Origin of the sequence: Bradyrhizobium sp. WD16 (assembly GCF_024181725.1) — a bacterium.
Lineage (GTDB): Bacteria > Pseudomonadota > Alphaproteobacteria > Rhizobiales > Xanthobacteraceae > Bradyrhizobium_A.
In genome coordinates this window covers 2,306,259-2,331,656 of sequence record NZ_CP028908.1, presented here as the reverse complement: position 1 = coordinate 2,331,656, position 25,398 = coordinate 2,306,259, and the positions used below count along the sequence as shown (strand labels likewise).

Sequence of the window (25,398 nt, the reverse complement as noted above, 5' to 3'; positions counted from 1 at the left end):
CGCGATGTCCGAAAATACCCGCAATTATCGTCCCGAAACCCGCCTGGTCCACGGCGGAACGCTGCGCTCGCAATATGGCGAGACCTCCGAGGCGCTCTTCCTGACCCAGGGATTCGTCTATGAGAGCGCCGAACAGTGCGAGGCGCGCTTCACCGGTCACGACCCCGGCTTCCTCTATTCACGTTTTTCCAACCCCACGGTGGCAATGTTCGAGCGGCGCATGACCGAACTCGAAGGCGCCGAAGCGGCGCGCGCCACCGCCACCGGCATGGCGGCGGTCACCACCGCCATTCTTGCGCCGCTGCGCAGCGGGGATCACGTGGTCGCCGCCAAGGCCCTGTTCGGGTCCTGCCGCTATATCCTCGAGGACCTGCTGCCGCGCTATGGCATCACCTCGACGCTGGTCGACGGCATGGATCTCGACCAGTGGCGCAAGGCAATGCGGCCCAACACCCGCACCTGTTTCCTGGAGAGCCCGACCAATCCGACCCTCGATGTCGTCGACATCGCCGCTGTCGCTGACATTGCTCATTCCGGTGGTGCAAGGCTCGTGGTCGACAATGTGTTCGCCACCCCGATCTGGCAGAGTCCGCTCGCGCTCGGTGCCGATGTCGTGGTTTATTCGGCAACCAAGCATATCGATGGCCAGGGCCGCTGTCTCGGCGGCGTGATCCTGTCGTCCGAGCAATTCATCCAGGAACACATCCACACATTCCTGCGCCAGACCGGCCCCTCGATATCCCCGTTCAACGCCTGGGTTCTGCTCAAGGGGCTCGAGACCCTGGCAATCCGCGTTCGCCAGCAGACCGAGACAGCGACGGCCATCGCCGACACCCTTGCCAGTCACCCGAAGATCCCGCGCCTGGTCTATCCCGGGCGCGACGATCATCCGCAGGCGGCAGTCGTCAAGAAGCAGATGCGCGGCGGCTCGACGCTGGTCGGGTTCGAGGTGAAGGGCGGCAAGGCAGCGGCGTTCCGCATGCTCAATGCCCTCAGGATCGCCTGCATCAGCAACAATCTCGGCGACTCCAAGAGCATCGTCACTCATCCGGCGACCACAACCCATCAGCGGCTGACGCCGGAAGCGCGCGCTGAACTCGGGATCTCCGAGGGCTTCATCCGCTTCTCGGCGGGACTAGAGCACCGCGACGACCTCATCGAGGACCTGCAAGCGGCGCTGGAAAAGGCTTGAGGTGATTGCTGCTGGCGGCCACCCGCGCAAAGCGGGTGACCCAGAATGCTGCGCCAGATCGCAGAGGGGCCGGCAAGCGGAAGAGCCGGGAAGCCGGCACACCCTGCAGAAGCGAGAGCCTTACGCCTACAGCGGCCGGAACGTCAGAATGTTGGGCTCAGCCTCGATGCCGGCCTTAACCTGGTCGACCGACTGGATGATGCAGTCGCCCAGCAACTGGGCGAAGCAGGCATAGCCCCAGTCGTTCATGTGCAGCCCGTCATTGATGACGAAATCGTCAAACGGCAGCCGCTGGTCGTTGTGCCACTCCTTCATCACCTCGAAGCGCGGGAACAGTCCCACCTTCATGGCGCGCGCCGCGCGACTGATCAGGCTGACCATACGATTGGTCTCGGCCTCCTTCGCGGTGGTTGCCGGCACGTATTGCGGATCGACCAGCACAATATCGACGCCAGTGGCCTGCAGCTTGCGAATACCGTCCTCGAGCAGGTCGCGCGTGCCTTCGATGTCGCCGCCCTTGACCACCGTATTGGTGCCGAGTTGCCAGATCACCAGATCCGGCTTGAGATCGATGACGCTGCTCTTGAGCCGCTTGACCATCTCCGGCGTATCCTCGCCGCCGACTCCCTGATTGACCACGGTGATGTCAGCGTTGCGGTAATGCCGGCGCAACTGGTCGGCAAGACGGTTGGGATACTGGAAGGCCGGCGTACTCGCCCCATAGCTCGCGGTCGAGGACGAGCCGAGGGCGACGATGGTCACCGGCAAGCCCGCGGCGAGCCTGCGCGCGACATGCGGCAGCGACACCTCGAACTTGACTTTGCGCGACGAGGCGCAAGGCACGCGCTTGAAAACACCGCCGGCACTCTGCGCTGCCGATCGTACGGCGTCGAGCGCCTTGGCCGCGGCAACATGGGATGGATTCTGCCCGGTGGATTCGCCACTCACGTCGGTCGGCGTGGCGGCATTCGCGCTCTGGGCCGCGGCGGGGCCAGCGCCGGCCATGACAGACGCCACCAGCGCTGCAGCGACGACAGTACGGAGATCGCACAAGCGACGGGTCAGGACGGCGGCGCACATCAACGCTGGGTCCGCAATTCGGCAGGATCGATGTGCGCGGCGCCGATGATGAAGCCGGCCAGCGCATGGCCGAGGCAATCATGGACGCTCCGCGCCAACGCGAGGCCATGGGTGGAATTGAACAGGTCGAAGCGGCCGGTATCGTTCCAGTGCCGCATGATGGCGAAACGGTCGAACAAGGGAATGTTATGCTCCTGAGCGTCAACACGCATGTTATCGATATAAGGTGCGACTGCGATCATGGTCTCCATACGCGGGCTATACTGCAAATTCATCAGCAAAACGTCTGATCCAACTTCCTGCAGCGCTTTGATACCGTCGTCCAGGGCGGCTCGAAAATCGTCTGGATCGGTCGAACGCAAGGCATCGACCGTTCCGGTCTGCCAGACCACCAGGGTCGGCTTGCGATCCTTTAGCAGCCCCTCCAGCGCCTCGGCCGTCTCCGCTGCGGTCTTCTTGACCTGCAGGAGAGTACCGACGCTGATAGCCGCGCCGGGCAACGTTTCCTTGAGCGCGGCCTCAAGCCGCGCCGGATAAGAACCGCTGGTACCGTCCGGCCCCGGCAAGGCCGAGGATGCACTACCGACCACCAGGATGTCGAGTTTTTGCCGCGTCTTGAGCGCCTCGGCAACCTTGGGCAGCGGACTCTCTGTGGCTAGAAGGTATGATGGCACCTCACAAGCACCCGCCTCAGACACCACGGTTGCCGGCGCCGCATCGTCGGCGCGCGCGAACGCGACGACGCCAACGCCCGCGAGGGCGATCGCCAGGACCAGCGCTGCGACGGCTGCCAAGCCGGCTTTCACAATTCCCCTCCTGCCACGTCGGCGTCTTCGTCCGCGACCTTGCCACGGGATCCGCTCTTATCCGCAACCCGCTTGTACCACGCCAACAGCCAGGCGGCGGCAGACATCACCAGGATGCCCGCCATGCTGATGCCGAAATGCATCCAGGCGCCGCCCGCGATTTCGGCCAGCACGAAATGACCGGCAAAGGCAAGAAAGACCCCGATACAGAAGATCTCCAGTGAATGCTGGCCGCACAGGATCAGTGGCCGCAACCACACGGACTTGAGACCGGGCCAGTCCTTATGCAGGAAGCGTACCGTAATCGCCGCCAGAGCCAGGAAGTGGGCGAAACGCAGGACGTCGAGGTCGGTCTTGTTGATCGGATACATCCACTGCTCAAGGGCGCGCGGCATGAAGTGGCTGAGCTGCGGAATGTGCCAGGTCAGCGTGACGGCGAAGGCGAATAGCAGATAGGCGATCGAAATCCACAGCGTCGCCGGTGAGGACAGGACACTCGCCATCCGCTTGGCGCCGCCGAGGGCGCACCAGGCGCCGAACACGAACAGGAGCTGCCAGGCGAACGGATTGAAGAACCAGACTCCGCCCGGATAGGCCGGCAGCGTCAAATCGTACTGCCACGTGAAGGCATAGAGCGCCACCGACAGCGCCAGTGCAACGTCGGCCTTGCGCTGCATCAACCACAGGATCGGCGGCAGGAAGATCATCAGCACGATGTAGAGCGGCAGCACGTCCATGTTGACGGGCCGGAATTTCAGGATCAGCGCCTGGACGATGGTGACATCCGGCTGCTTCAGAAAATCGAGGATGCCCATTTCTTCCGCATAGAGCGGATTGTCGAACCGTGTTGCCACATAGGCGATTTCGGCGAGGTAGATGGTGAACAGGAAGACGTGGGCGACATAGATCTGCCAGACTCGCTTGAGAATTCGCGCGCTGGCGACCACGAAGCCGCGGTCGTGCATCGCCCGGCCGTAGACAAAGGCCGCGGTGTAACCGGAAATGAAGATGAAGATCTCGGTGGCGTCGCTGAAGCCGTAATTGCGGATCGTGAACCAAGTCAGGATGTTCGTCGGCAGATGGTCGATGAAGATCAGCCACAGAGCGATGCCCCGGAACAGATCCAGCCGCAATTCGCGTTCGCCGGCTGAGCTGCGGGATTTCGGCTTCGCCTGCTTCGGCGTCGCCTCATCGTGCTGGGCAGGCCGGCCAAGCGAAGCGTCATTGACCTGAGCAACGGAAGCCATATTGACGAGCGCCCTGCTGGGTCGAGCCTGCTGTTCCGCCCACGGCCCGGCCGTGCCGGTCCTTTGGACGCGATGCCGCACCACGCGGCAGCCCGGATGATTCAAGCCGGAATCGGAGCGCGAAAACAACCTGATTTCGTCGGTCGAGACTGTGAGCCCTTCGCCGTTACATGCCGCCCTCGGGACCGGTTGTCACGACCAAAAACCAACAATGTGAGTTCACCTCTGGTTCAGCAGGGTAGGTGCCGATAGTGGCGCGGGCGACGCCTTCAAATCAGCGGCACAAGGCTGACACTGCGACAAAAATAGCGCACCATGGCGGGACGATGACGATTGCCGATCCTTCCGGGTCGGAGATACAAGGAACTGGTCGGAGACGAAGGAAAAGATGTACCGCGCCGTAACCCGCCAGATCGTGGTAACCGTGCAGCCGAACTTCATGCCGGAGCGTTCGTCCACGGACAAGGGCCAGTATTTCTGGTCCTACACCATCGTCATCGTCAACTCCGGCCCCGAAACCGTCCAGCTCAAGACCCGCCACTGGGTGATCACGGACGGCAACGGCCGCCGGCAGGAGGTGCGCGGCGAGGGCGTGGTTGGTGAACAGCCGGTGCTGGGACCCGGCGAGCGCTTCGAATACACCAGCGGAGTTCCGCTGCCGACGCCCTCCGGCTTCATGTCCGGACAGTACGAGATGATGAGCGAAAACGGCGATCGCTTCGACATCGACATCCCGCTGTTCTCGCTCGACAGCCCCGACGACAGGCGGACGCTCAACTAGTGTGGCGTCTCGCAATTGCCTACCGCCTTTGCGGCCAATCTGTTGTAGGCAATTGCGAGACATAAGCCACATTAGCGCTTTGATTTTGCTAGTGTCCTTTATGTCTCCGAATTACCGTGCGAGCGTGAGGCAAATGGGGCGGTCATTGGCTTATGTCTTGCACTTGCCTACAGGAGCCTGCCACAGGAAGGGTAGGCAATTGCGCGACGTCGCACGAGCTGGATGCCGATTGCCGACGGGACCATGCTCCCATCCGAGAGCCGAAGCGCCCGGAGACCGCAGCCCTGTACGGCTTTACGGCTGGGGATCCTCGCCCGCGCCTTCGACGCCGGCCTCCTGGGGGGTGAATTCGTAGACGGTGCTGCAGAACTCGCAGGTGACCACCACCTTGCCGTCTTCCACCATCTGCGCCCGATCCGGCAGCTCGAAGCTGTTGAGCATGGAGGCGACTGCCTGGCGCGAACATGAGCATTGCGCCAGCACGGGCTGCAGCGGAAACACCCGCACGCCGCGTTCGTGAAAGAGGCGGAAGGCGAGCCGCTCACCGGACAGATCGGGGTCGATCAGCTCGACATCCTCGAGGGTGCCGATCAACGACTGACCTTCCGTCCAGGCGTCGTCTTCGGAGACCTGATGAGGCTCCGTGCCTTCCGGCGCATCGCCAGGATGCAGGTCCGCCTGCCGCGCCCGCTCCGGCGCCTTGGGCAGGAACTGCAGCAGCATGCCGCCGCCACGCCAACGATGGCGCGGACCTTCACCCGAGCGAAACTCCTCGCCAACGGCAAGCCGGACCTTGGTCGGGATCTGCTCCGATCGCAGAAAATATTCATGGGCGGCGTCCTCCAGCGTACCGCCGTCGAGCGCCACGAGTCCCTGGTAGCGCCGCATATCGGAGCCCTGATCGATGGTCATCGCCAGATGGCCGTGACCGAGCAGTTCGCCGGCGCCGAGCCCCGGCTTCAGCCGCGCACTATCGAAACGCGCGTAGCCGCGCAGCCGATCCGGCAATACATAATCGACGACGATCATCGACACCGGCCCGTCGGTCTGGGTCTGCAGCAGGAACCTGCCGTCGAATTTCAGCGACGAACCCAGCAAGGTAGCGAGCACGATGGCTTCGCCAAGCAGCTTGGCTACCGGTTCGGGATAAGCGTGCTTGGTGAGGATCTCGTCGAGCGCGGGGCCGAGCCGGGTCAGACGACCACGAAGGTCCAGTGCCGACACTTCGAACGGCAGCACGGCGTCGTCGACCGGAGTCGCCGAAGGCGCCCGCACCGTTCCATTGTCCTGCGTGCCGTCGTCCTTGATATCGCGATCTGCCATGCCTTGCTCTGCCACGCTCAGGCGACTGCGTCAAAGCACCAGGCGAGGATTCCCTTTTGCGCGTGCAGACGGTTTTCCGCCTCGTCGAACACCACCGACTGGGGACCGTCGATCACCTCGTCGGTCACTTCGTCGCCGCGATGCGCCGGCAGGCAATGCATGAACAGCGCATCCGGTTTGGCCAGCGCCATCAACTCGGCGTTGACCTGATAGGGGCGCAGCAGGTTGTGGCGGTGCTCGCCGTCCTTGTCCCCCATCGACACCCAGGTGTCCGTGACGACGCAGTCGACGCCGCGCACCATCTCCTCGGCATTGGTGCCGGCCACGATGTCCGCGCCGCTCGCCTTGATCCAGTCGCGGAACGCCTTCTTGGGCGCGAGCTCCGGGGGCGTGGCGATCCGGAGCTGAAACTTGAAGCGCTCTGCCGCATGGGCCCAGGAGGCCAGCACGTTGTTGTCGTCGCCGGTCCAGGCGACGGCGCGCCCGGTGATCGGGCCGCGACGCTCCTCGAACGTCATGAGATCGGCCATGACCTGACAAGGATGCGAACGCCGGGTCAGCCCATTGATCACCGGCACCGTGGCATGCGCAGCAAGCTCGAGCAGCGCATCATGGTTGAGGATGCGGATCATGATGGCATCGACGAAGCGCGACAGCACCCGCGCGGTGTCCGCGATGGTCTCGCCGCGCCCGAGCTGCATCTCCTGGCCGGTCAGCATGATCGGCTCGCCGCCAAGCTGACGCATGCCGACGTCGAACGACACGCGGGTCCGCGTCGACGGCTTCTCGAAGATCATCGCCAGCGTCTTGTTGCGGAGCGGCCGATCCGGCGACGCTTCGTCCCGGGCCTGAGCGGCCTTGAGGCGCGCCTTCATGGCCGCGCCAGCGTCGAGCATCGCACGCAGTTCTTCAACCGGCAGTTCGTTGAGATCGAGGAAATGACGCGGCTTGCTCATCAGACGGCTTTCCGCTTCAGCTGTTCGGACAACGACGTGCAGGCGCGCTCCAGGCGCCCCATGGCATCATCGATCTCGGCTTCGGTCACGATCAGCGGCGGCAGCAGCCTGACCACATTGTCGCCCGCGCCGACGGTGAGGAGCTTCTCGTTGCGTAGCGCCGCGACGACATCGCCGGCGGGAACGACCGCCTTGAGGCCGATCAGCAAGCCGTCGCCGCGGACTTCGCTGACGATATCGGGATAACGATCCACCAGCGAGCCGAGCTTCTGCTTCAACAGGCCCGAGATCCGCCGCACGCGGTCCATGAAGCCGGGCGCGAGCATGACGTCGAGCACCGCGCCGGCGGCGGCGATCGCCAGCGGATTGCCGCCAAATGTCGATCCATGGGTGCCGGCGGTCATGCCGGCAGCCGCCTTGGCCGTGGCGAGGCAGGCGCCGATCGGGAAGCCGCCGCCAAGTGCCTTGGCGAGCGCCATCACGTCGGGGATCACGCCGGTGTGCATATACGCGAACAGATCGCCGGTGCGCCCCATGCCGGTCTGCACTTCGTCGAACACCAGCAGCACGTCATTGTCGTCACAGAGCTGGCGCAGTGCCTTGAAGAAGCCCTGCGGCGGCGAACGCACCCCGCCCTCCCCCTGCAGTGGCTCGATCAGGATCCCGGCGGTATGCGGGCCAATGGCGCGCTTGACGGCATCGAGATCGCCGAGCGCCACCTGGTCGAAGCCGTCCACCGGCGGGCCAAACCCTTCGAGGTATTTCTGCTGGCCGCCCGCGGCGAGCGTCGCCAGGGTGCGGCCGTGGAAAGCGCCCTCGAAGGTAATGATGCGATACCGCTCCGGCTTGCCCTTGGCCGCCTGATATTTGCGCGTGACCTTGATCGCCGCTTCCATGGCCTCGGCGCCGGAATTGGCGAAGAAGACGTAATCGGCGAAGGTCGCAGCACACAGCCGGGCCGCGACCTTGTCGCCATCGGGGCTACGGAACAGATTGGACATATGCCACAGCCGCGCCGCCTGGGCCTGCAGCGCCGCGACCAAATGCGGGTGGGCATGGCCGAGCGCGTTCACCGCCACGCCGCTGGTAAAATCGAGATAGCGCTGACCGTCGGTGCCGTAGAGCCAGACGCCTTCGCCACGTTCGAAGGCGAGGTCCACCCGTGCGAAGACCGGCATCAGATGCGAGGTGGCGTTCGTGCTCATGGCGACGTCCGAGTACCCAATTCGGGCAGAAAATACCGACAGACCCGGTGGGCCGGTGGCGGCCAAACCGCGAGATCAGACGATAAGCCTGCCCCTGAAACAAAACGTGCCGCCTCCGCGGGCAGCACGTGATGAACATTCTATTGGCGGCAGGGAGGGTGTCAACTCGGCAGTGATGCCCAAAAGCCGCAGAAAAAACCGATTCGCGCATTTGTCACGGAGAAGGTGTGGACGCCGAGTCCAGCGACTCTTGCGCGTGAGTCACGCCATATTGTAGCGTTTTGGGCGTCGGATACGACATCTCGTTGTAGGCGGTTCAGATCCCTATTGGTCTTGGTCAAGGCGTAAGCGCCCGGTTGCGAAACAGCGACCGGCGAGGGTCAAGGGATTCTGCCGTCAGGGATTTTGACAACTGCAGTCGCCCCGGGCCCGGGGTGCGCACGAAGGGATTAATGCGATGACGGTAATGGGTTGGACCGACGATCGCGTGGAACAGTTGAAGAAGCTGTGGGAGGCCGGCCTGTCGGCCAGCCAGATCGCGGCGGAACTCGGCAACATCACCCGCAACGCCGTGATCGGCAAGGTGCACCGGCTCGGGCTGTCGGGCCGGGCCAAAAGCCCGTCCTCGGCGGCGCCGCGGCAGCGTAAGGCGCGTCCCGCCCAGCACATGATGCGGATCTCGCGCCCGATCGCCCGCGGCAACACCGCGCTCGCCCATGCTTTCGAGGTCGAAGCCGAGCCCGATCCCGTGGCTATCGACAACGTGGTGCCAATGAGCCAGCGCCGATCGCTGCTGGAGCTGACGGAAGCCACCTGTCACTGGCCGGTGGGCGACCCGGGCAGCACCGACTTCTTTTTCTGCGGCGGCAAATCATTGAACGGCCTGCCCTACTGCGCCCATCATTCGCGCGTCGCCTATCAGCCGGCGAGCGACCGGCGGCGCGACCGCCGGCCGAGCGGGAAGTGAGATAACGTACAGCGCGGCGCGGACCTCGAGGCCGAGTGCGAGACATGAGCCGCACTCGCTTTTTATTTTTTTGCGAGTGTCCCTCTGCGAATGACTGTCGCAGCCTGGGGTCCCTCGGAGAAGACGACAACGGCGCCCGCGGGCGCCGTTTTTGTTTTGCTATGTCTTATTTTGCTCACCTGCTCAGACGATTTGTCGAGCAGCGCTCCGGCGTGGCCTGACGCCCCGCCTCACTCGACCTTGGCGAAACGATCGTCCAGGGCATAGCCGGCACCGCGAACCGTGCGGATCGGATCCTGCTCGCGGCCGACATTGAGCAGCTTGCGCAGCCGGCCGATATGCACGTCGACCGTACGCTCGTCGATATAGATATCGCGACCCCAGACGCCGTCGAGCAACTGCTCGCGGCTGAAGACGCGGCCTGGATGCTCGAGGAAGAACTCGAGCAGGCGATATTCGGTCGGTCCAAGATCTATCGGCTGGCCGGAGCGGGCGACGCGGCGCTTGTCGCGATCGAGTTCGATGTCGCCAAAGGTCAGCACCGTGGCCAGCCGCTCGGGGCTCGCTCGCCGCAGCAGACCACGGACCCGCGCCAGCAGTTCCGGCACCGAGAACGGCTTGACGATGTAGTCGTCAGCGCCGGTGGCGAGGCCGCGCACGCGCTCGCTCTCCTCGCCGCGCGCGGTCAGCATGATGATCGGAAGCTGTTTGGTCTCCGGCCGTGCGCGCAGGCGCCGGCAGAGCTCGATGCCCGACAATCCCGGCAGCATCCAGTCCAGCACCACGAGATCGGGGATACGCTCCTTCAGGCGGGTGTCCGCCTCGTCGCCGCGCGCGACCGTCTCGACCTCATAGCCTTCGGCGTCCAGATTGTAGCGCAGGAGCGTGGCCAAGGCCTCTTCGTCTTCAACCACCAGAATTCGAGCGCCCATGTCGTCTCCGTCGATCAGTTGCCGGGAGCCGAGGGAACAAAGGCGGTCATGTCGCCCTTCGGGCGCTGATCCACCATCTGCTGCCCCTCGACCATGTAGAAAACCGTTTCGGCGATATTGGTCGCGTGGTCGCCCATTCGCTCGATGTTCTTGGCGCAGAACATCAGATGCATGCAGAAGCTGATGTTGCGCGGATCTTCCATCATGTAGGTGAGCAGTTCGCGGAACAGCGAAGTGCAAATCGCATCCACCTCCTCATCGCCCTTCCATACAGCCATGGCGGCGGGAAGATCATGGGCGGCATAGGCATCGAGCACCGCCTTGAGCTGCGACTGCACCAGATTGGCCATGTGCTCGAAGCCCCGGATCAGCTTGAGCGGGTGGAAATCGCTGTCGAGCGCGCTGACGCGTTTTCCGATGTTCTTGGCAAGATCACCGATCCGCTCCAGATCCGTGGCGACACGCATGGCGCCGACGATCTCGCGCAGGTCCACCGCCATCGGCTGGCGACGGGCGATGGTCAGGACCGCGCGCTCCTCGATCTCACGCTGCATCCGATCGAGTTCGCCGTCATTGACGACCACTCGCTGGCCGAGAACGACGTCACGCCGGACCAGGGCATCGACCGAATCGACAATCTGGCGTTCGGCGAGACCTCCCATCTCGGCGACCTGCCGCGTCAGTTCCTGCAGATCCTGGTCGAAGGCTTTGCTGGTATGTTCGAAGGCCATAATGTTCTCCTGCGCCTTGCGGCGCCTCAGCCGAAACGGCCGGTGATGTAATCCTGTGTCCGGCGGTCCGACGGCGTGGTGAAGATCTTGGTGGTCGGGCCGAACTCGATCAACTCGCCGAGATACATGAACGCCGTGAAATCGGAGACCCGCGCCGCCTGCTGCATGTTGTGGGTGACGATCACGATTGTGTAGTCGTCCTTCAATTCGTCGATGAGTTCCTCGATCTTGGCGGTCGAGATCGGATCGAGCGCCGAGCAAGGTTCGTCGAACAGGATGACCTCCGGCCGCACCGCCACGGTGCGGGCGATACAGAGCCGCTGCTGCTGACCGCCCGACAGGCTGAGGCCGTTGGCGGAAAGCTTGTCCTTGACCTCCTCCCACAGCGCTGCGCGCCGCAGCGACTGCTCGACCCGCTCGTCGAGATCGCTCTTGGAGAGCTTCTCGTAAAGGCGGATGCCGAAGGCGACGTTCTCATAGATCGACATCGGGAACGGCGTCGGCTTCTGGAACACCATGCCGATCCGGGCACGCAGCAGGTTGAGGTCGAGCCCCGGCTGCAGGATATCGATACCGTCGAAGTCGACGTGCCCGGCTGCGCGCTGGTTCGGATAGAGATCGTACATCCGGTTCAGGATACGCAGCAACGTCGACTTGCCGCAGCCCGACGGGCCGATGAAGGCCGTGACCTTGTTCTCGTACAGAGACATCGAGATGCTCTTGAGCGCCCGCGCCTCACCGTAGAAGAAATCGAGGTCGCGCAGCGCGATCTTGGGCTTGAGCGCGCTCAGGTCCAGCGGCGGTTGCGCCGGGTTCGGGGCGGAGGATGATGACGGCGTCGCTGTGGCGAGGTTCATGACGACTTCCTTGCTCCGGTCAGCGCCCGCGCAACGATGCTGAGCGCGAGCACGGACAGCGTGATGATCAGGGCGCCGGTCCAGGCCAGTTTCTGCCAGTCCTTGTAGGGACTGAGGGCAAACTGGAAGATGACGGCCGGCAGGCTCGCCATCGGCGCGTTGAGGTTGGTGCTGTAGAACTGGTTGTTGAGGGCTGTGAAGAGCAGCGGCGCGGTCTCGCCGCTGACGCGGGCGATCGCCAGCAGAATGCCGGTGATGATGCCGGAACGCGCCGCGCGATAAGCGATCTTCTGGATCATCAGCGAGCGCGGCAGACCGATCGAGGCGGCGGCCTCGCGCATGGTGTTGGGGACCAGCAGCAGCATGTCCTCGGTCGTCCGCACCACCACCGGAATGACGATGACGGCGAGCGCGACGGCACCGGCGATCCCGGAGAAATGTCCCATGGGCCGCACCATCACCTCGTAGATGAAGAGGCCGATGACGATCGAGGGTGCGCTGAGCAGAATGTCGTTGATGAAGCGCACGACGCTCGTCAGCTTATCGTGACGGCCATACTCGGCCATGTAGGTGCCGGCGAGAATGCCGATCGGAGTGCCGATCGCGACGGCGAGGACGGTGGCGATCAGGCTACCGATAATGGCATTGAGCAGCCCGCCATCGGAACCGGGCGGTGGCGTGTTCTCGGTGAAGACCCGCAGCGACAAGCCACTGAAACCTTCCCAGAACAAGGCGCCCAGGATCAGGGCCAGCCAGGACAGTCCGATCAGCGTCGCGCCGACCGACGCCACCATGGCGATGACGTTGCGACGACGTCTCGTGCTGTAGAGCGAAGCATCCATCAGCCGATCCTCCGCTCGATGCGCAGCAGCAGGTAGCGCGCGATCGCCAGCACCACGAACGTAATGAAGAACAGGATGAGGCCGAGCGCGATCAGCGACGAGGTGTAGAGATCGCCGACCGCTTCGGTGAATTCGTTGGCGATGGTCGCCGAGATCGTGGTGCCTGGCGCCAGCAGCGAGGACGAGATCTTGTGGGCATTGCCGATCACGAAGGTCACAGCCATGGTCTCGCCGAGAGCACGACCGAGGCCGAGCATGACCCCGCCGATGACGCCGACCCGGGTGTAGGGCAGCACCACATAGCGCATCACTTCCCAGGTGCTGCAGCCGAGGCCGTAGGCCGCTTCCTTGAGCACCGGCGGCACCGCTTCGAAAACGTCGCGCGAAATCGACGTGACGAACGGCAGGACCATGATGGCAAGGATCAGACCGGCGGTGAAGATGCCGATGCCGTAAGGCGGTCCGGCGAACAGGGCCGACAGGCCGGGCACATTGGCGAAAGTCGCGATCACACCGGGCTGAACATGCTGCTGCAGGAAGGGGGCGAGTACGAACAGCCCCCAGATGCCGTAGATGATGCTGGGAATGCCCGCGAGCAGTTCGATGGCAATGCCGATCGGACGACGCAGCCACATCGGGCAAAGTTCGGTGAGGAACATTGCGATCAAGAGGCCGAACGGCACCGCGATCATCATGGCGATCAGCGACGTGACCAGGGTGCCGTAGATCGGCGCCAGCGCGCCGAATTTCTCAGTAACCGGATTCCAGCTCTGCGACAGAAAGAAATCGAGGCCAAACTCGTTCAGCGCGGGCAACGAGCCGAGAAAGAGCGCAAGCATGACGCCACCGAGCAGCGCGAGCACGAAGATCGCGGCGCTGCGAGTCATCAGCTTGAAGATATTGTCGCTGAGCCGAAGCCGGTCGAGCGCCTTGGCGCGCTCCTCGACATCCTGCCGCGCTCCCACAACCTGCCCTTCCCAAGCCACTTCAACCACGGGCGCCTCCTCGTCCCGCCGCTCGCGGGTCATTACGGCATGCGCTGACATCTTTGCAGCTCCGGCAGACAGGCGCCGATAAACTGCTCGGCGATTCGGCGCTTCGTGCGGATAGTCACGTCGAGATCGAGATGGGCGCGACCCGGAGGCCGCGCCCTCCATTGGCGTTATCAGTTGGAGGCGGCGAACAGCGGCTTGCCGCTGGAGTCCTTGACCTCGGACGACCACACCTTCTGCACCACCTTGACGACGCTGTCGGGCATCGGGATGTAGTCGAGGTCCTGCGCCATCTGATCACCCTTGGCGTAGGCCCAGGCGAAGAACTTGAGCGCTTCGGTGGCCGCGGCGGCGTCCTGCGGCTGCTTCGGCAACAGGATGAAGGTCGCACCTGCGATCGGCCAGGCTTCCGCACCCTTCTCGTCGGTCAGGATCATGTAGAAGCCGGGAGCATGGGCCCAGTCGGCACCGGCGGCGGCAGCCTGGAAGGCACCCGGGGCCGGCGCGACGGTCTTGCCGTCCTTGTTGATCATCTTGGTGGTGGTCAGCTTGTTCTGCTTGGCATAAGCCGACTCGACATAGCCGATCGCGCCCTTGGTCTGGACCACGTTGTTGGCGACGCCTTCGTTGCCCTTGGCGCCGATGCCGGTAGGCCATTCAACCGCGGTGTTGCTGCCGACCTTGCTCTTCCAGTCGGCGCTGACCTTCGCGAGATAGTTGGTGAAGATGAACGTGGTGCCGGAGCCATCGGACCGATGAGCCACGACGATAGCCTGCGACGGCAGCTTGGTGCTCGGGTTGAGCTTTTTGATCGCCGGATCGTCCCAGGCCTTGATCTCGCCGAGATAGATCTTGGCGAGGGTCGGACCGTCGATGGTCAGCTCGCCGCTCTGAATGCCGTCGAGATTCACCACGGGGACGATGCCGCCCATCACCGTGGGGAACTGAATCAGGCCGGCCTTTTCGAGCTCTTCCGGCTTCAGCGGCATGTCGGAGGCGCCGAAGGTCACGGTGCGAGCGGTGATCTGCTTGATGCCGCCGCCGGAGCCGATGGACTGATAATTCAAGCCGTTGCCGGTCTCCTTCTTATAGGCATCAGCCCATTTGGCGTAGATCGGGTAGGGGAAGGTCGCGCCAGCACCGGAAATATCGGCGGCGCGCGCCGGCAGGGTCGCAGCGGCCAGCAGGCCCGCGGCGACGATTGTCTTGATGAAATTCACGGGTTCTCTCCATCTGTGAGCCGGAGCCGGGTCGCTCTCGATCAGGCCCCTGCGGCTTCCTTTAGAAGCCCGCGTTAGAGCTTTTATGAGAGTTCAGTGACACTCATGTGACACAAGCAAGCCATTGTAAAAACTTGGCTTTATGCGCTTTCAGGAGGCTTCGGCTGGGGAAAACAGGCGGTAAAAGTAGCGCCCTGTTTGAGCACGCTCTCGATCACTAGGCGGCCTCGATGGCGGCCAATGATGTGCTTGACCAGCGACAGGCCGAGGCCGGTCCCGCCCTGGGCGCGGCTGTCGCCGACGTCGACCCGGTAGAACCTCTCGGTGAGCCGCGGCAGATGCTCCGGCGCGATACCGGGACCGAAATCCCGTACCATGACCCGCACTTCGGGAGCACCGTCGGTCGCCGGGGCGACCGTCAGGGCGACCATCACCCTGCCGCCCGACGCACCATATTTCAGGGCGTTCTCGATCAGATTCTCGAAGACCCGCAGCAACTCCTCGCGGTCGCCGGCAATGGTCACCGCTCCCGCCGGAAGATCAGTCTCGATCACCACCTGACGTTCCTTGGCCAGCAGCTCGAGTCCGTCGATCACCTCTCGGATGATCGGCACCACATCGACCAGGGTATCCGGTCTAACATGCGCGCTGAGCTCGACACGGGACAGCGACAAGAGATCGTCGATCAGCCGCGCCATGCGCGAGGCCTGGGTATGCATGATGGCGAGAAAGCGCTCACGCGCCTTGGCATCATCCCGCGCCGGCCCCTGCAGCGTATCGATGAAACCCGACAGCGCCGCCAATGGCGTGCGCAGCTCGTGGCTCGCATTGGCAACGAAATCCGCGCGCATTTCCTCGACCCGGCGCAGCGGCGTCTGGTCGTGGAACGTCATCAGCATGCAGTAGTCGGTGCCGCCGAAGGCGGTCGGCACCGCGATCGGCTTGACCACCAGCTCCATCCAGCGGTCAACCGGGACATGATCGACGTAGCTCGTCCGCCGCGGCTGGGCATAGGTGATCGCCTCGCGCAGGGCGGTGATGATCTCCGGCGAACGCAGCGCGAACTGCGCCAGCTCGTTGCGGCGCAGCGCCGGCGCAAGCTGACCTGCCGCGATATTGAAATGAAGCACGCGACCGGCGCGGTCGAGCAGTACGGCGGGATCCGGCATGCCTTCGATCAGGGCCCGCACCACCGGCGTCTCCACCGGCGCCGCCCCGATCGCCTCGCCGCGCGACTGTTGGGCATCATGCAGCTGCCAAGGGATCAAAGCCGCGCCGACGATACAGACGAAGACGGCGATAGCCCGGGCGAACGGCACTCCGCCGAGTACCACCAAAGCGACGAGGGCGAGCGCCGCCACCAGCAGCACCACCGCGGATCGGCGCAGCCGATCCGACCACGGCGCCACCGGCGGTGGCGCCGGCGCGAGGCCGGGCAAAGCCGCACCCGTGGACTGTCCGCTCCGGTCAGATGCCGCCATCACCCTGGTCCCGTAAAATCGTGGGAGGCTGCGCGGTGCTCTCGTCAAGCTTCGCAAGCGCTTCGCGCAGCCGCTTGTTGCGGGCGCCAACGATGACCTCACGAAGCGTCAGGAGCGTGACAGAGAGCACGAACGGCGTGAGATAATAGAGAACCCGGAACAGGAGCATCCCGGCCAGCAGGTCCTCCTTGTCGAACTGCCACAAGCCGACCAGCATGGCGGCGTCGAATACGCCGAGACCACCGGGCGAGTGCGATGCGAAACCGAGCAGCGTCGCCGACACGAAGATGACCGCGACCACGACGAATCCGACATGCGGCTCCTCGGGGATCAGGATGAACATCGCCAGGGCACAGAATCCCAGGTCGATGATGCCGATGGCGATCTGTAGCAGCGTCAGCGGACCATCCGGCAGCCTGACAGTCCACGTCCCGCGGCCCACCTGGCGAGGACGGCGCCAGACATGAACGACGTAGCCGACCAGGATGATCAGTACCAGGATGGCGATTCCGCGGTTCAGCCAGGGCGGCAGCTTGTCCACGGCGGAGGCAGCCTCGGGATGATAGGTGACCCCGAGGCCGAGCACGGCGGCATTGCCGAGCCAGAAGGTCAGTCCAGCGATGAAGCAGACCTTGGCGACATCGACGGCCGTAAGCCCCCAGGCCGAATAGATCCGGTAGCGGACAGCCCCACCGGTGAAAACGCTGGCGCCGACATTGTGACCGATCGAGTAGCTGGTGAAGCCGGCCAGCGCTGCAATGCGATAGGGCACGTCGGCCTTGCCAATGCTGCGCAACGCAAACAGATCATAGAAGGTCAGGGTGAAATAGCCCGCGGCGACACAGAGGCCGGCGAGCACGATGGCCTTGCGATCAGTTTCCCGGATCGCCTCCATCAGATCTGCGACCTTGAGGTCGCGCAGCATGTGAAACAGAATGTAGCATGCGGTCGCGATGATCGTGATGCTGATCACAATGCCAAGCTTGTGGAGGATTTGCCGTTCGCGCAGGACCGCAACGGTCCTGCGTATGGATGCCAGCATCTAGACCTCGACTGCCCTGCTCAGGCCTGCCATGGATTGGTTCGGCCGTGGATTCCGGACCGGGCCGAGGCGCGCCCCCGGCGCCGACGATGCCGTTCCGGTTCCCGATTGGTAGCAGAACCGGACCGAGGTCGCGAGGCTCGCGACACGGGCCAACCGCCGCAGCAGCAACTGCCGGAATGCCAACTTCCACCTGAGGGACAAGGTCCGCCGGCGAGCCAGATCCGGCCGAAGGGATCGTGCCGAGCTCACTTGGCCGCGACATGGCGGCTGATGACCCAATCGCGCAATGCACTGCCCACGGCGCAGCCGACGAGATAGAGCGCAAACATGACAAGACCAAGATCAAACCAGTAGCCGACCCGCCCTGGGATCATCCGCGCCACCGTCACGCCGACGAAAACCGCCAGCACGACCGCAATCCGGCGCAACATCTCCGCCGACAAGGGGCGGCCGCGGTGCACCACGGCGATCCAGCCCATGGCCAGGCCGAGCAGCAGGGCGGCGGCCAGCCATCCCCATAGAAACGACGCAAGATGAGCCATGTTATTGCTTCACCGTGAATTCGATGCGGCGATTCTGGGCTTTGCCGTCTTCGGTCTCATTGGACGCCATCGGCTGGCTGCTGCCGTAGCCGACAGCGGTCAGGCGCTCGCGCGGCAGGCCGGCCTTCACCATGTAGTCCACCACCGCCTGCGCCCGCTTTTCCGACAGCGCCTGGTTGCCTGCGTCGTCGCCGCTCGCATCGGTATGGCCGGCGACTTCGACGCCAGCGCCTGGGCAGCGCAGCGCCGCCTCGACCAGGCGGTCGAGCAGACCGACCGAATCAGGATCGATCGCGGCACGGCCGGTCTCGAAGCGGATCTTGCCCCGACGGAACAGGTCCGTGAACAGCTGCTGGCAGACCGTGGCATCGACCAGGGTCGCCGCCGGCCGCACCGAAATCTCCGCCACCGCTTTCCAGCCCTGGGGCAGATCGGTGGCCAGACTGGCGCGGATTTGGTCCGCGGCCACGCCATAAAGTGCATCCCCCGACAGCTTCACCTCGCGATCGGCGATCACAAGCGAACCGGTGGAGAGACGCGACAGCGCCCCAAGAGCGATCGTCGCCACGTTGACAAAGCCCGACGGCGCGCCGAGGCTGGCCTTGAGCTGATCGACCACCTTGCTGTCGAAGAATTTGCGGCCTGCTGCGCCGATCAGCGCCGCATGCGCGCTGTTGTCCGGCACATAGCCCGTGAACGTGACGGTCACCGCCACCGGATCCTTGTTGGCCTGAAAGACGTAGGGCGGCGCCTTCACTGCATTTTCGGCGACGACAAAACCCTCTGGCAGGTTCTTCAGAGCGGCAGCGATGGCTTCGCGGCCGCCGAGCTCACGGGCCATGCCGGCGAGCTGGACGCCGGTATCGGAAATGGTGACCTTGCCGTCCTTGAGCCGTCCGACCTGCTCCAACAAGAGCTGGGCAGCGACGTCGAAGCGCGGTGGCGCGCCACGCGCCAGCGTTGTCTGGTCGACGACCTCGGTCCCGGGCACCGCGGCGCGCGCCGCGTCGAAAAGTCGCGCCTTGATCGCCGGCAGCGGCGCATTGCCCCAAAGCGTCACCCGAACCACAACCCGCTCGGCAATCCAGACGAACGGCCGTGCCTCCGGCACCAGGCGGGTCTCGTCGTTGACGAGACGAACGCCGGGAACGGTTTCAGCCGTAGCCAGCGCACTCTGCCGTCCCTGCTCGGAGAACGCCTCCGCCGCCAGCGACACATCGCGACCAGCGGCGGTAATCCGGACCTTGCTGAGTACGCTGCCCTTGAGCGCAGCGGCAGTCTCGGCCGTAAGATCGGCCTCCAGCGGCCCAGTGGTGTTCCAAGCCGCAGCGATCCACAGCACAATGAGCGGCAAAAGTCCCGGCCACCATTTGCGCGCCCACCTGAAAAAGCCTCGCATTCCCATACCTTAGAGCATGATCCGGGAAAGTTGACAGGGCTTTTCCGCGGAGACAGACCAGGCTCGTCGAAGAATCCGAGAGCGTGATCGCGGGAGTGAAACCAAGCGAACGCGGGCCTGTCAACGCGAACCTGCCAATTGGCTTTATTCAGGCCAGACGGAGGCGTCCGGCGCACCGACCTGCCGGGCAGCCGGGGCGGGAAGCCTGGCTGACACGCCCCGAACGTCATATGGCCTGAGAAGACGAAGGCTGTTCGGGGACATGGGTCGCTGTCTCACCGAGGGCCTTTTCGCAAGTCGACGCATGCGGTTTGGTACGCCGAACTGCCGATTTGTGGCGGGCGGCCAGAAAGTCAAAGTCTCGCCGCATAAACCGTGACTGCACGTCACATCAAAAAGGAGGAAGAATGTTCACGGATCTGTTCTCGCTGAAGGGCCGCATCGCCCTGGTCACCGGCGGCTCGCGCGGCATTGGCAAGATGATTGCGGCGGGCTTCCTCGCCCAAGGCGCGGCGAAGGTCTACATCACCGCACGCAAGGCCGGTCCCTGCGAGACGACGGCGAAGGAACTGACCGAGCGCTATGGCGGGGAATGCATCGCCCTGCCGATCGACATTTCCACGATGCCCGGGATCGAAACTCTGGCGACCGAGATCGAGAAGCGGGAATCGAAGCTCGACATCCTAGTCAACAATGCCGGGGCAGCCTGGGGAGCCGATTTCGACGAGTTTCCCGAGAGCGGCTGGGATAAAGTGATGAATCTCAACGTCAAGACGCCGTTCTTCCTGACCAAGGCGCTGGCGCCGCTGCTGCGCGCCGCAGCGACCGCCCCACGCCCAGCCAAGGTCATCAACATCGCCTCAATCGACGGCATCTTCGTCAACCCGCTCGAGACCTATTCCTATGCGGCGAGCAAATCGGGCCTGATCCACCTGACGCGCCGCCTCGCGGTGCGCCTGATCAAGGACCATGTGGTGGTCACGGCGATTGCGCCGGGCGCGTTTGCCTCCGACATGAACCGCGCCGCGCGCGACAACGCCGATACCGTGGCGGAACGGATTCCGGCAGGCCGCATCGGCAACGACGAGGACATGGCAGGCACGGCGATCTATCTCGCCTCGCGCGCCGGCGATTACGTGGTCGGCGCCACGGTCGTGGTCGACGGGGGCGTCGTCTATGCCAATCCTGGCATCGCCGGCGCCGGCTGGGATTGAAGGCGAAGCTGTGACAGCCGTTATCCATGGCATCCTGAGATAGGCGCAGCTCGCGCGCACCTCAGCGTGACGCGGCGGAGAGGGGCCGGAATCCCTCTCGCCGTCACCGGAGAGCCGGCCTCAAGCCCTCAATATGTCTCGACGTGATAGCGCCCGTTGTCGCGCATTTCGGATTTGAGGACCGCCCAGTCGATCGCCGCGAACCGGCAGATGTCGGCGAAAGCCTCGTCGACCCCGGTCTCCATGCCGCGCAAGCCGCAGATATAGACATGGGTATTGGCGTCCTGGAGCAGTTCGGTGACGCCTGCGCCCTCGCTGCGGATCCGATCCTGCACATAGCTGCGCGGCTCGCCAGGCACCCGCGAGTAACAGAAGTGCCGGGTCAGGAGTTTCTCCGGCACCTTCTGCAGGGGGCCGAAATAGGGCAATTCCTGCGGCCGCCGGGCGCCGAAGAACAGCAACAGATGCCCCGGCGCATCGGGCATGGCGCGCCGGCGTCGCTCGGTGAAGCCGCGGAATGGCGCTGAGCCCGTTCCGGTACAGATCATGACGATGTTGGCGGCTGGATCATTCGGCATCAGGAAGGTGGCGCCGAACGGTCCGGTGACCTCGACCTTGGCGCCGCGCGGCAGATCGCAGAGATAATTGGAGCAGATCCCGCCGGGCTCTCGCTTGATGGTCAATGCCAGATTGTTCGAATTCGGCTTCTCGCCATCGCGGGGACTGGCAACTGAATAGAGTCGCGGCGCATGCGGCTTACCCGCGGCGTCGACGCCGGGCGGGATGATGCCGATGCTCTGGCCTTCGAGCACCGGAAAAGGCTGGTCGCCGAAATCGAGGATGACATGGCGGACGTCCGAATCGGCAGCGGCATCGGTCAGGCGCCGATTACCGGCGATGGTAGCGGTGGCCGGCTTGCCGCGATTGTAGAGATTGACGGTCGGCTTGCTGGCCGAATGCGGTGCAACCGCCTTGCCGCCGAGACCCTTGCGCGCCTCGGCGAGCAGCGCACCGACCTCGTCCTCCAGCGCTTCGATAGCCGAGCCGCCTTCAACCACCTCCACTTCCTGCTGCGCCGGCAACTCGCTCCAGGAGAACTGGTCGGCGAGCGAATAGGCCTCGCGCACCACGCGCCAGTTGTCGATGGCCCCGGTGGGACAAGGGGAAATGCAGTCCATGCAGTAATTGCAGATCAATGCGTCGACGACATAGTTGTTGTCGTCGTGGGTGATCGCATCGATCGGACAGGTTTCCTCGCAGGTGTTGCAGCGGATGCAGATCTCCGGATCGATCACGTGCTGCTTGAGGAGGCCTTCGACATGCATGGTGGCGGCTTACGCGGCGATTTTCACGTATTCGAAGTCGCCGGGCTTGTTGTCGATGCCGACCTTGGGCGCCGCGATCCAGGGCGCATATTCGCCCGGCGCGGACACCGGCTGCATCAGCGAGGCGATGAAATCGCCGTCGGCTGCCGAGGGCAGATAATCGTCGCGGACTTTGGCCCATTCGGCGCCGCTCAGCAGCACGCCCTTCGGCGTCGCTTCGACATTGGCGAATTCACCGATCTGACGATGGAAGGCGGTGTGCGGCAGATCGAGGCGGAAATCGACCCCGGCCTTCTCGATGACCTTGTTCCAGCGCTCGACGCCCTTGGCGCAATCGGTCGTGTAGTCGTCGCGCAGCCGCATATTGAGCGCCGTGAGCGCCGGCTCGTCGACGAGGCGGATTTCGCCCTCGACCAGTTTGAGCACCTTGTAGATGTCGCCGGTGAGACGGTGATCATCGTCGATCTTGGTTTCCTGGAAGCGGCCCTTGAGACCGGCGTTGTAGAAGTTGGCGGCGTTGGTCGAGACCTCCGAGCCGAACAGATCGAGCGACAGCGAGTAATGCAGGTTCAGCTTCTTCTGGATCGTCGGCAGGTCGATGACGCCGAGCGCGCGCACCCGTTCGATGTCGGCGGGATCATCGATGCCGGCCTTCTTCATCGCCTCGCAGGTCCGTTGCAGCACACGCCCGATGCCGGTCTCGCCGACGAACATATGATGCGCTTCCTCGGTCAGCATGAAGCGGCAGGTGCGCGACAGCGGATCGAAGCCGGACTGCGCCAGGCTTTCGAGCTGCATCTTGCCGTCGCGATCGGTGAAGAAAGTGAACATGAAAAAGGACAGCCAGTCCGGCGTCGCCTCGTTGAAGGCGCCGAGCATGCGCGGCGCGTCGGCATCGCCGGAGCGGCGGCGCAGCAGTTCGTCGGCCTCCTCGCGACCGTCGCGGCCGAAATATTTCTGCAGCAGGTAGACCATGGCCCAGAGGTGGCGGCCCTCCTCGACATTGACCTGGAACAGGTTGCGCATGTCGTAAAGCGAGGGTGCAGTCTTGCCGAGATAGCGCTGCTGCTCCACTGACGCCGGTTCGGTATCACCCTGGATCACCACCAGGCGACGCAGCATGGCGCGATATTCGCCGGGCACCTCCTGCCAGGCCTTCTCGCCCTTGTGCTGCCCGAAGTTGACGAGGCGGCCTTCTTCCTGCGGCGCCAGCAGCACGCCCCAGCGATATTCCGGCATGCGCACGTAGTCGAATTTCGCCCAGCCCTTGGGATCGACGCTCACCGCGGTGCGCAGATAGACCAGCGATTCCTGGAAGCCCTCCGGCCCCATGTCGCTCCACCAGTCGAGATAGCCCGGATGCCAGCCCTCGAGCGCCTTGAGCACCTGACGGTCCTCGGCGAGATTGACGTTATTGGGGATCTTGGTGGTGTAGTCGACATTGATGATGGACATGGCCAACTCCCTTTCTCGCGTTTCCTCCGGAGCGCCGGTTGACCCGGCACGCCCTTTCGCGGTCAGACCCGCGTCATGTCGAATTGCGCGCGCTCGCCGGTGCCGTAGCGGCGCAGCGCGCCGTGCTGGCCGACCGCGTTGGGCCGCTGAAAGATCCAGTTCTGCCAGGCGGTGAGACGGGCGAAGATCTTCGATTCCATGGTCTCCGGCCCGACGAAGCGCAGATTGGCTTCCATGCCGGTGAGACTGTCGGGCGAGAAGCTGGCGCGCTCCTCCATGAAGACGCGCACCTCGTCGTTCCAGTCGATGTCATCGAGCGCGAAGGTGATGAGACCGAGCCCTTCGGCGGCTTCTGCGTCGAGCGGCTCGCCGATGCGCGCCCGCGCCGTCTCGAGATCGGTCGGATCGGCCTGGAAACGCGAGGCAAGGCGTGTCAGGCCATGGCTCATGGGATAGGCGCCGAAATTCGCTGCGGTCAGCACCAGCTCGGCGGGCGGGCGGTTGTCGCCCTGTTTCTCGCCGATCAGCATGTAGGAGCGGTCGGCGGCGAAAACGAGTTCGGCGAGGGTCCCGACGAAGCAGGAGCCGGGCTCGACCAGCGTCACCAGCGTGCGCGAGGTGACGTCGACGCGCTTGAGAACCCGCTTCCAGAAATGGCGGATCTCGCTGGCGAGCCAGTGGTCGCGATGGGCCTCGAGGAAGGCATCATACGCCAGCACCAGGTCGCGGTCGCCGTGGGACTTGAACACCAGCATCGCGGTGTCGAGTTCGTTGATGCGCAGATGCAGGATGGCGTCATCGAGCTCGCGGGCGAGCTGCAACGGCCAGAAGGAGGCGCCCTGCGCCACCATGGCGTCGGCATCGGCCGGCGGCGACACGATCGGCGCCGCGATCGAAATCGTGGCGATGCGCGCGGCACGATCGATCTCGACATCGACGAAGCCGTAGTGGACGCCGCTCTCGTCGATCCGACGTGCCAGCGGAGCCAGCGCCACGCCAGGACCTTTGCCCTGGCGCTTTGAGCTCGCGGCGAAGGCGTTCGCCCGCTCCACCACCTTGGCATCGATCTTCGAATTGGGCGCGATCTCGTCGACGAGGCGCCACTGCACCGCCCGCTTGCCCTTGATGCCTTCCTCGATGGTGCAGAAGTAGTCGGCGTGGTCACGGCGCACCTTGCGCTTGTCGACGACGCGGGTGAGACCGCCGGTGCCGGGCAGCACCGCGAGCAACGGCACTTCCGGCAAGGCGACCGCCGCCGAGCCGTCGTCGGCCAGCACGATGTGATCGGCCGCGAGCGCGAGCTCGTAGCCGCCGCCCGCAGCGGTGCCGTTGATGACGCAGATGAAGCGCTGGCCGGAATTCTCGCTGGAATCCTCAATGCCGTTGCGCGTCTCATTGGTGAATTTGCAGAAGTTGACCTTGTGGGCGTGGCTCGCCCCGGCCAGCATGCGGATATTGGCGCCGGCGCAGAACACCCGGTTCTTGCCGGACCGCAGGATCACCGCCTTGACCTCAGGATATTCGAAGCGCAGCCGCTGCACGGCGTCGGCGAGTTCAATATCGACGCCGAGGTCGTAGGAATTGAGCTTGAGCTGGTAGCCCTCGAACATTCCGCCATTCTCGTCGACGTCGAGCGTAAGCGTGGCGATCTCGCCATCGACCGCGAGCTGCCAATGGCGGTAGCGCGACGGATCGGTCTGGAAGTCGATGAAGGTCGCCCCGTTGGCGAGCCTGCGCTCCTCACCTGCCATGAATCCACCCTTGCTCTGGTCTCGGCGCAACGCCGATGTCCGACCGATCGTCGGC

At 64.3% G+C, this 25,398-nt stretch carries 23 protein-coding genes; 4 read left to right on the top strand and 19 right to left on the bottom strand.

All coding sequences use genetic code 11. The features are described 5' to 3' along the window. Positions 1–4 precede the first annotated feature (4 nt). Positions 5–1,192, top strand: a complete 1,188-nt coding sequence (locus tag DB459_RS10755) for an O-succinylhomoserine sulfhydrylase (protein WP_253712835.1) — start codon at positions 5–7, stop codon at positions 1,190–1,192. 126 nt (positions 1,193–1,318) lie between these two features. Here the strand turns inward: DB459_RS10755 and DB459_RS10750 are convergent, their stop codons facing one another. The 3 genes from DB459_RS10750 to DB459_RS10740 are packed head-to-tail and all read right to left on the bottom strand — an operon-like array spanning position 1,319 to position 4,325. After that, on the bottom strand, positions 1,319–2,272 hold the full coding sequence (locus DB459_RS10750) for an SGNH/GDSL hydrolase family protein (protein ID WP_253712834.1): 954 nt from the start codon (positions 2,270–2,272) through the stop codon (positions 1,319–1,321). Then, entirely contained in the window at positions 2,272–3,066 is a 795-nt protein-coding gene (locus DB459_RS10745) for an SGNH/GDSL hydrolase family protein (protein WP_371926976.1), read from the bottom strand. Before DB459_RS10745 ends, DB459_RS10750 begins: the two co-directional genes overlap by 1 nt. An 8-nt stretch (positions 3,067–3,074) precedes the next feature. Beyond that, positions 3,075–4,325 (bottom strand): OpgC domain-containing protein, encoded by a 1,251-nt coding sequence (locus DB459_RS10740; protein ID WP_253712832.1) that lies wholly within the window; start codon positions 4,323–4,325, stop codon positions 3,075–3,077. A gap of 388 nt (positions 4,326–4,713) precedes the next feature. On the opposite strand from DB459_RS10740, the gene apaG reads away from it, so the two are divergent. Beyond that, positions 4,714–5,106: a Co2+/Mg2+ efflux protein ApaG gene (gene apaG / locus DB459_RS10735; RefSeq protein ID WP_253712831.1), complete on the top strand. Its 393-nt coding sequence runs from the start codon at positions 4,714–4,716 to the stop codon at positions 5,104–5,106. A 294-nt stretch (positions 5,107–5,400) separates the two neighbouring features. On the opposite strand, the gene DB459_RS10730 is transcribed toward apaG, so the two are convergent. The 3 genes from DB459_RS10730 to DB459_RS10720 are packed head-to-tail and all read right to left on the bottom strand — an operon-like array spanning position 5,401 to position 8,590. After that, positions 5,401–6,429: an Hsp33 family molecular chaperone gene (locus tag DB459_RS10730; protein ID WP_253712830.1), complete on the bottom strand. Its 1,029-nt coding sequence runs from the start codon at positions 6,427–6,429 to the stop codon at positions 5,401–5,403. Between the two features lie 17 nt (positions 6,430–6,446). Beyond that, positions 6,447–7,385 (bottom strand): ornithine carbamoyltransferase, encoded by a 939-nt coding sequence (gene argF, locus DB459_RS10725; RefSeq protein WP_253712829.1) that lies wholly within the window; start codon positions 7,383–7,385, stop codon positions 6,447–6,449. After that, positions 7,385–8,590 carry an aspartate aminotransferase family protein gene (locus tag DB459_RS10720; RefSeq protein ID WP_253712828.1) on the bottom strand — a complete coding sequence of 402 codons (1,206 nt, stop codon included), beginning with the start codon at positions 8,588–8,590 and terminating at the stop codon, positions 7,385–7,387. The genes argF and DB459_RS10720 overlap by 1 nt, the downstream gene beginning before the upstream one ends. 457 nt (positions 8,591–9,047) lie before the next feature. Here DB459_RS10720 and DB459_RS10715 point away from each other — a divergent pair, with 457 nt between their 5' ends. After that, complete coding sequence (locus DB459_RS10715; RefSeq protein ID WP_253712827.1) at positions 9,048–9,557, top strand: GcrA family cell cycle regulator; 510 nt, start codon at positions 9,048–9,050, stop codon at positions 9,555–9,557. Positions 9,558–9,787: 230 nt separating this feature from the next. Here DB459_RS10715 and phoB read toward each other — a convergent pair whose 3' ends face one another. From phoB to DB459_RS10665, 10 genes are all read right to left on the bottom strand, one after another. After that, positions 9,788–10,489 (bottom strand): phosphate regulon transcriptional regulator PhoB, encoded by a 702-nt coding sequence (gene phoB, locus DB459_RS10710; RefSeq protein WP_253712826.1) that lies wholly within the window; start codon positions 10,487–10,489, stop codon positions 9,788–9,790. Between the two features lie 14 nt (positions 10,490–10,503). Next, positions 10,504–11,220 (bottom strand): phosphate signaling complex protein PhoU, encoded by a 717-nt coding sequence (gene phoU, locus DB459_RS10705; RefSeq protein WP_253712825.1) that lies wholly within the window; start codon positions 11,218–11,220, stop codon positions 10,504–10,506. Positions 11,221–11,246: 26 nt separating this feature from the next. Further along, positions 11,247–12,077 carry a phosphate ABC transporter ATP-binding protein PstB gene (gene pstB / locus DB459_RS10700; protein WP_253712824.1) on the bottom strand — a complete coding sequence of 277 codons (831 nt, stop codon included), beginning with the start codon at positions 12,075–12,077 and terminating at the stop codon, positions 11,247–11,249. Then, positions 12,074–12,871 (bottom strand): phosphate ABC transporter permease PstA, encoded by a 798-nt coding sequence (gene pstA / locus DB459_RS10695; protein WP_371926975.1) that lies wholly within the window; start codon positions 12,869–12,871, stop codon positions 12,074–12,076. Before pstA ends, pstB begins: the two co-directional genes overlap by 4 nt. 47 nt (positions 12,872–12,918) lie before the next feature. Further along, the gene (pstC, locus tag DB459_RS10690) at positions 12,919–13,965 is read right to left on the bottom strand and encodes a phosphate ABC transporter permease subunit PstC (protein ID WP_256519342.1); all 1,047 of its coding nucleotides are present in this window, start codon (positions 13,963–13,965) and stop codon (positions 12,919–12,921) included. A 119-nt stretch (positions 13,966–14,084) separates the two neighbouring features. Continuing rightward, positions 14,085–15,131, bottom strand: coding sequence for a phosphate ABC transporter substrate-binding protein PstS (gene pstS, locus DB459_RS10685; RefSeq protein ID WP_253712822.1), 1,047 nt, complete (start codon positions 15,129–15,131; stop codon positions 14,085–14,087). Positions 15,132–15,271: 140 nt separating this feature from the next. Continuing rightward, the gene (locus tag DB459_RS10680) at positions 15,272–16,612 is read right to left on the bottom strand and encodes an ATP-binding protein (RefSeq protein WP_371926919.1); all 1,341 of its coding nucleotides are present in this window, start codon (positions 16,610–16,612) and stop codon (positions 15,272–15,274) included. Further along, a complete protein-coding gene (locus DB459_RS10675) occupies positions 16,599–17,654 on the bottom strand; it encodes a lysylphosphatidylglycerol synthase domain-containing protein (protein ID WP_253712821.1) in 1,056 nt (351 codons plus the stop codon). The genes DB459_RS10680 and DB459_RS10675 overlap by 14 nt, the downstream gene beginning before the upstream one ends. Before the next feature lie 248 nt (positions 17,655–17,902). Next, positions 17,903–18,199: a hypothetical protein gene (locus tag DB459_RS10670; RefSeq protein ID WP_253712820.1), complete on the bottom strand. Its 297-nt coding sequence runs from the start codon at positions 18,197–18,199 to the stop codon at positions 17,903–17,905. 1 nt (position 18,200) lies between these two features. After that, entirely contained in the window at positions 18,201–19,598 is a 1,398-nt protein-coding gene (locus tag DB459_RS10665) for an OmpA family protein (RefSeq protein ID WP_253712819.1), read from the bottom strand. 407 nt (positions 19,599–20,005) lie between these two features. On the opposite strand from DB459_RS10665, the gene DB459_RS10660 reads away from it, so the two are divergent. Then, on the top strand, positions 20,006–20,812 hold the full coding sequence (locus DB459_RS10660) for an SDR family oxidoreductase (RefSeq protein ID WP_253712818.1): 807 nt from the start codon (positions 20,006–20,008) through the stop codon (positions 20,810–20,812). Between the two features lie 128 nt (positions 20,813–20,940). Here the strand turns inward: DB459_RS10660 and boxA are convergent, their stop codons facing one another. The 3 genes from boxA to boxC form a co-directional block, all read right to left on the bottom strand. Next, positions 20,941–22,137: a benzoyl-CoA 2,3-epoxidase subunit BoxA gene (boxA, locus tag DB459_RS10655; RefSeq protein ID WP_253712817.1), complete on the bottom strand. Its 1,197-nt coding sequence runs from the start codon at positions 22,135–22,137 to the stop codon at positions 20,941–20,943. Positions 22,138–22,146: 9 nt separating this feature from the next. Continuing rightward, positions 22,147–23,592, bottom strand: a complete 1,446-nt coding sequence (gene boxB / locus DB459_RS10650; protein WP_371926918.1) for a benzoyl-CoA 2,3-epoxidase subunit BoxB — start codon at positions 23,590–23,592, stop codon at positions 22,147–22,149. A 62-nt stretch (positions 23,593–23,654) separates the two neighbouring features. After that, complete coding sequence (gene boxC / locus DB459_RS10645; RefSeq protein WP_253712815.1) at positions 23,655–25,343, bottom strand: 2,3-epoxybenzoyl-CoA dihydrolase; 1,689 nt, start codon at positions 25,341–25,343, stop codon at positions 23,655–23,657. Positions 25,344–25,398 lie beyond the last annotated feature (55 nt).

Coding starts and splice junctions, on each gene's coding strand:
- apaG (WP_253712831.1), top strand. CDS start 4,714: ATGTACCGCGCCGTAACCCGCCAGATCGTGGTAACCGTGCAGCCGAAC.
- DB459_RS10750 (WP_253712834.1), bottom strand. CDS start 2,272: ATGTGCGCCGCCGTCCTGACCCGTCGCTTGTGCGATCTCCGTACTGTC.
- pstB (WP_253712824.1), bottom strand. CDS start 12,077: ATGAACCTCGCCACAGCGACGCCGTCATCATCCTCCGCCCCGAACCCG.
- DB459_RS10670 (WP_253712820.1), bottom strand. CDS start 18,199: ATGGCTCATCTTGCGTCGTTTCTATGGGGATGGCTGGCCGCCGCCCTG.
- DB459_RS10730 (WP_253712830.1), bottom strand. CDS start 6,429: ATGGCAGATCGCGATATCAAGGACGACGGCACGCAGGACAATGGAACG.
- DB459_RS10715 (WP_253712827.1), top strand. CDS start 9,048: ATGACGGTAATGGGTTGGACCGACGATCGCGTGGAACAGTTGAAGAAG.
- pstC (WP_256519342.1), bottom strand. CDS start 13,965: ATGTCAGCGCATGCCGTAATGACCCGCGAGCGGCGGGACGAGGAGGCG.
- pstA (WP_371926975.1), bottom strand. CDS start 12,871: ATGGTGGCGTCGGTCGGCGCGACGCTGATCGGACTGTCCTGGCTGGCC.
- DB459_RS10755 (WP_253712835.1), top strand. CDS start 5: ATGTCCGAAAATACCCGCAATTATCGTCCCGAAACCCGCCTGGTCCAC.
- boxB (WP_371926918.1), bottom strand. CDS start 23,592: ATGTCCATCATCAATGTCGACTACACCACCAAGATCCCCAATAACGTC.
- DB459_RS10665 (WP_253712819.1), bottom strand. CDS start 19,598: ATGCGAGGCTTTTTCAGGTGGGCGCGCAAATGGTGGCCGGGACTTTTG.
- phoB (WP_253712826.1), bottom strand. CDS start 10,489: ATGGGCGCTCGAATTCTGGTGGTTGAAGACGAAGAGGCCTTGGCCACG.
- DB459_RS10740 (WP_253712832.1), bottom strand. CDS start 4,325: ATGGCTTCCGTTGCTCAGGTCAATGACGCTTCGCTTGGCCGGCCTGCC.
- DB459_RS10680 (WP_371926919.1), bottom strand. CDS start 16,612: ATGGCGGCATCTGACCGGAGCGGACAGTCCACGGGTGCGGCTTTGCCC.
- argF (WP_253712829.1), bottom strand. CDS start 7,385: ATGAGCAAGCCGCGTCATTTCCTCGATCTCAACGAACTGCCGGTTGAA.
- DB459_RS10720 (WP_253712828.1), bottom strand. CDS start 8,590: ATGAGCACGAACGCCACCTCGCATCTGATGCCGGTCTTCGCACGGGTG.
- DB459_RS10675 (WP_253712821.1), bottom strand. CDS start 17,654: ATGCTGGCATCCATACGCAGGACCGTTGCGGTCCTGCGCGAACGGCAA.
- phoU (WP_253712825.1), bottom strand. CDS start 11,220: ATGGCCTTCGAACATACCAGCAAAGCCTTCGACCAGGATCTGCAGGAA.
- boxC (WP_253712815.1), bottom strand. CDS start 25,343: ATGGCAGGTGAGGAGCGCAGGCTCGCCAACGGGGCGACCTTCATCGAC.
- DB459_RS10660 (WP_253712818.1), top strand. CDS start 20,006: ATGTTCACGGATCTGTTCTCGCTGAAGGGCCGCATCGCCCTGGTCACC.
- boxA (WP_253712817.1), bottom strand. CDS start 22,137: ATGCATGTCGAAGGCCTCCTCAAGCAGCACGTGATCGATCCGGAGATC.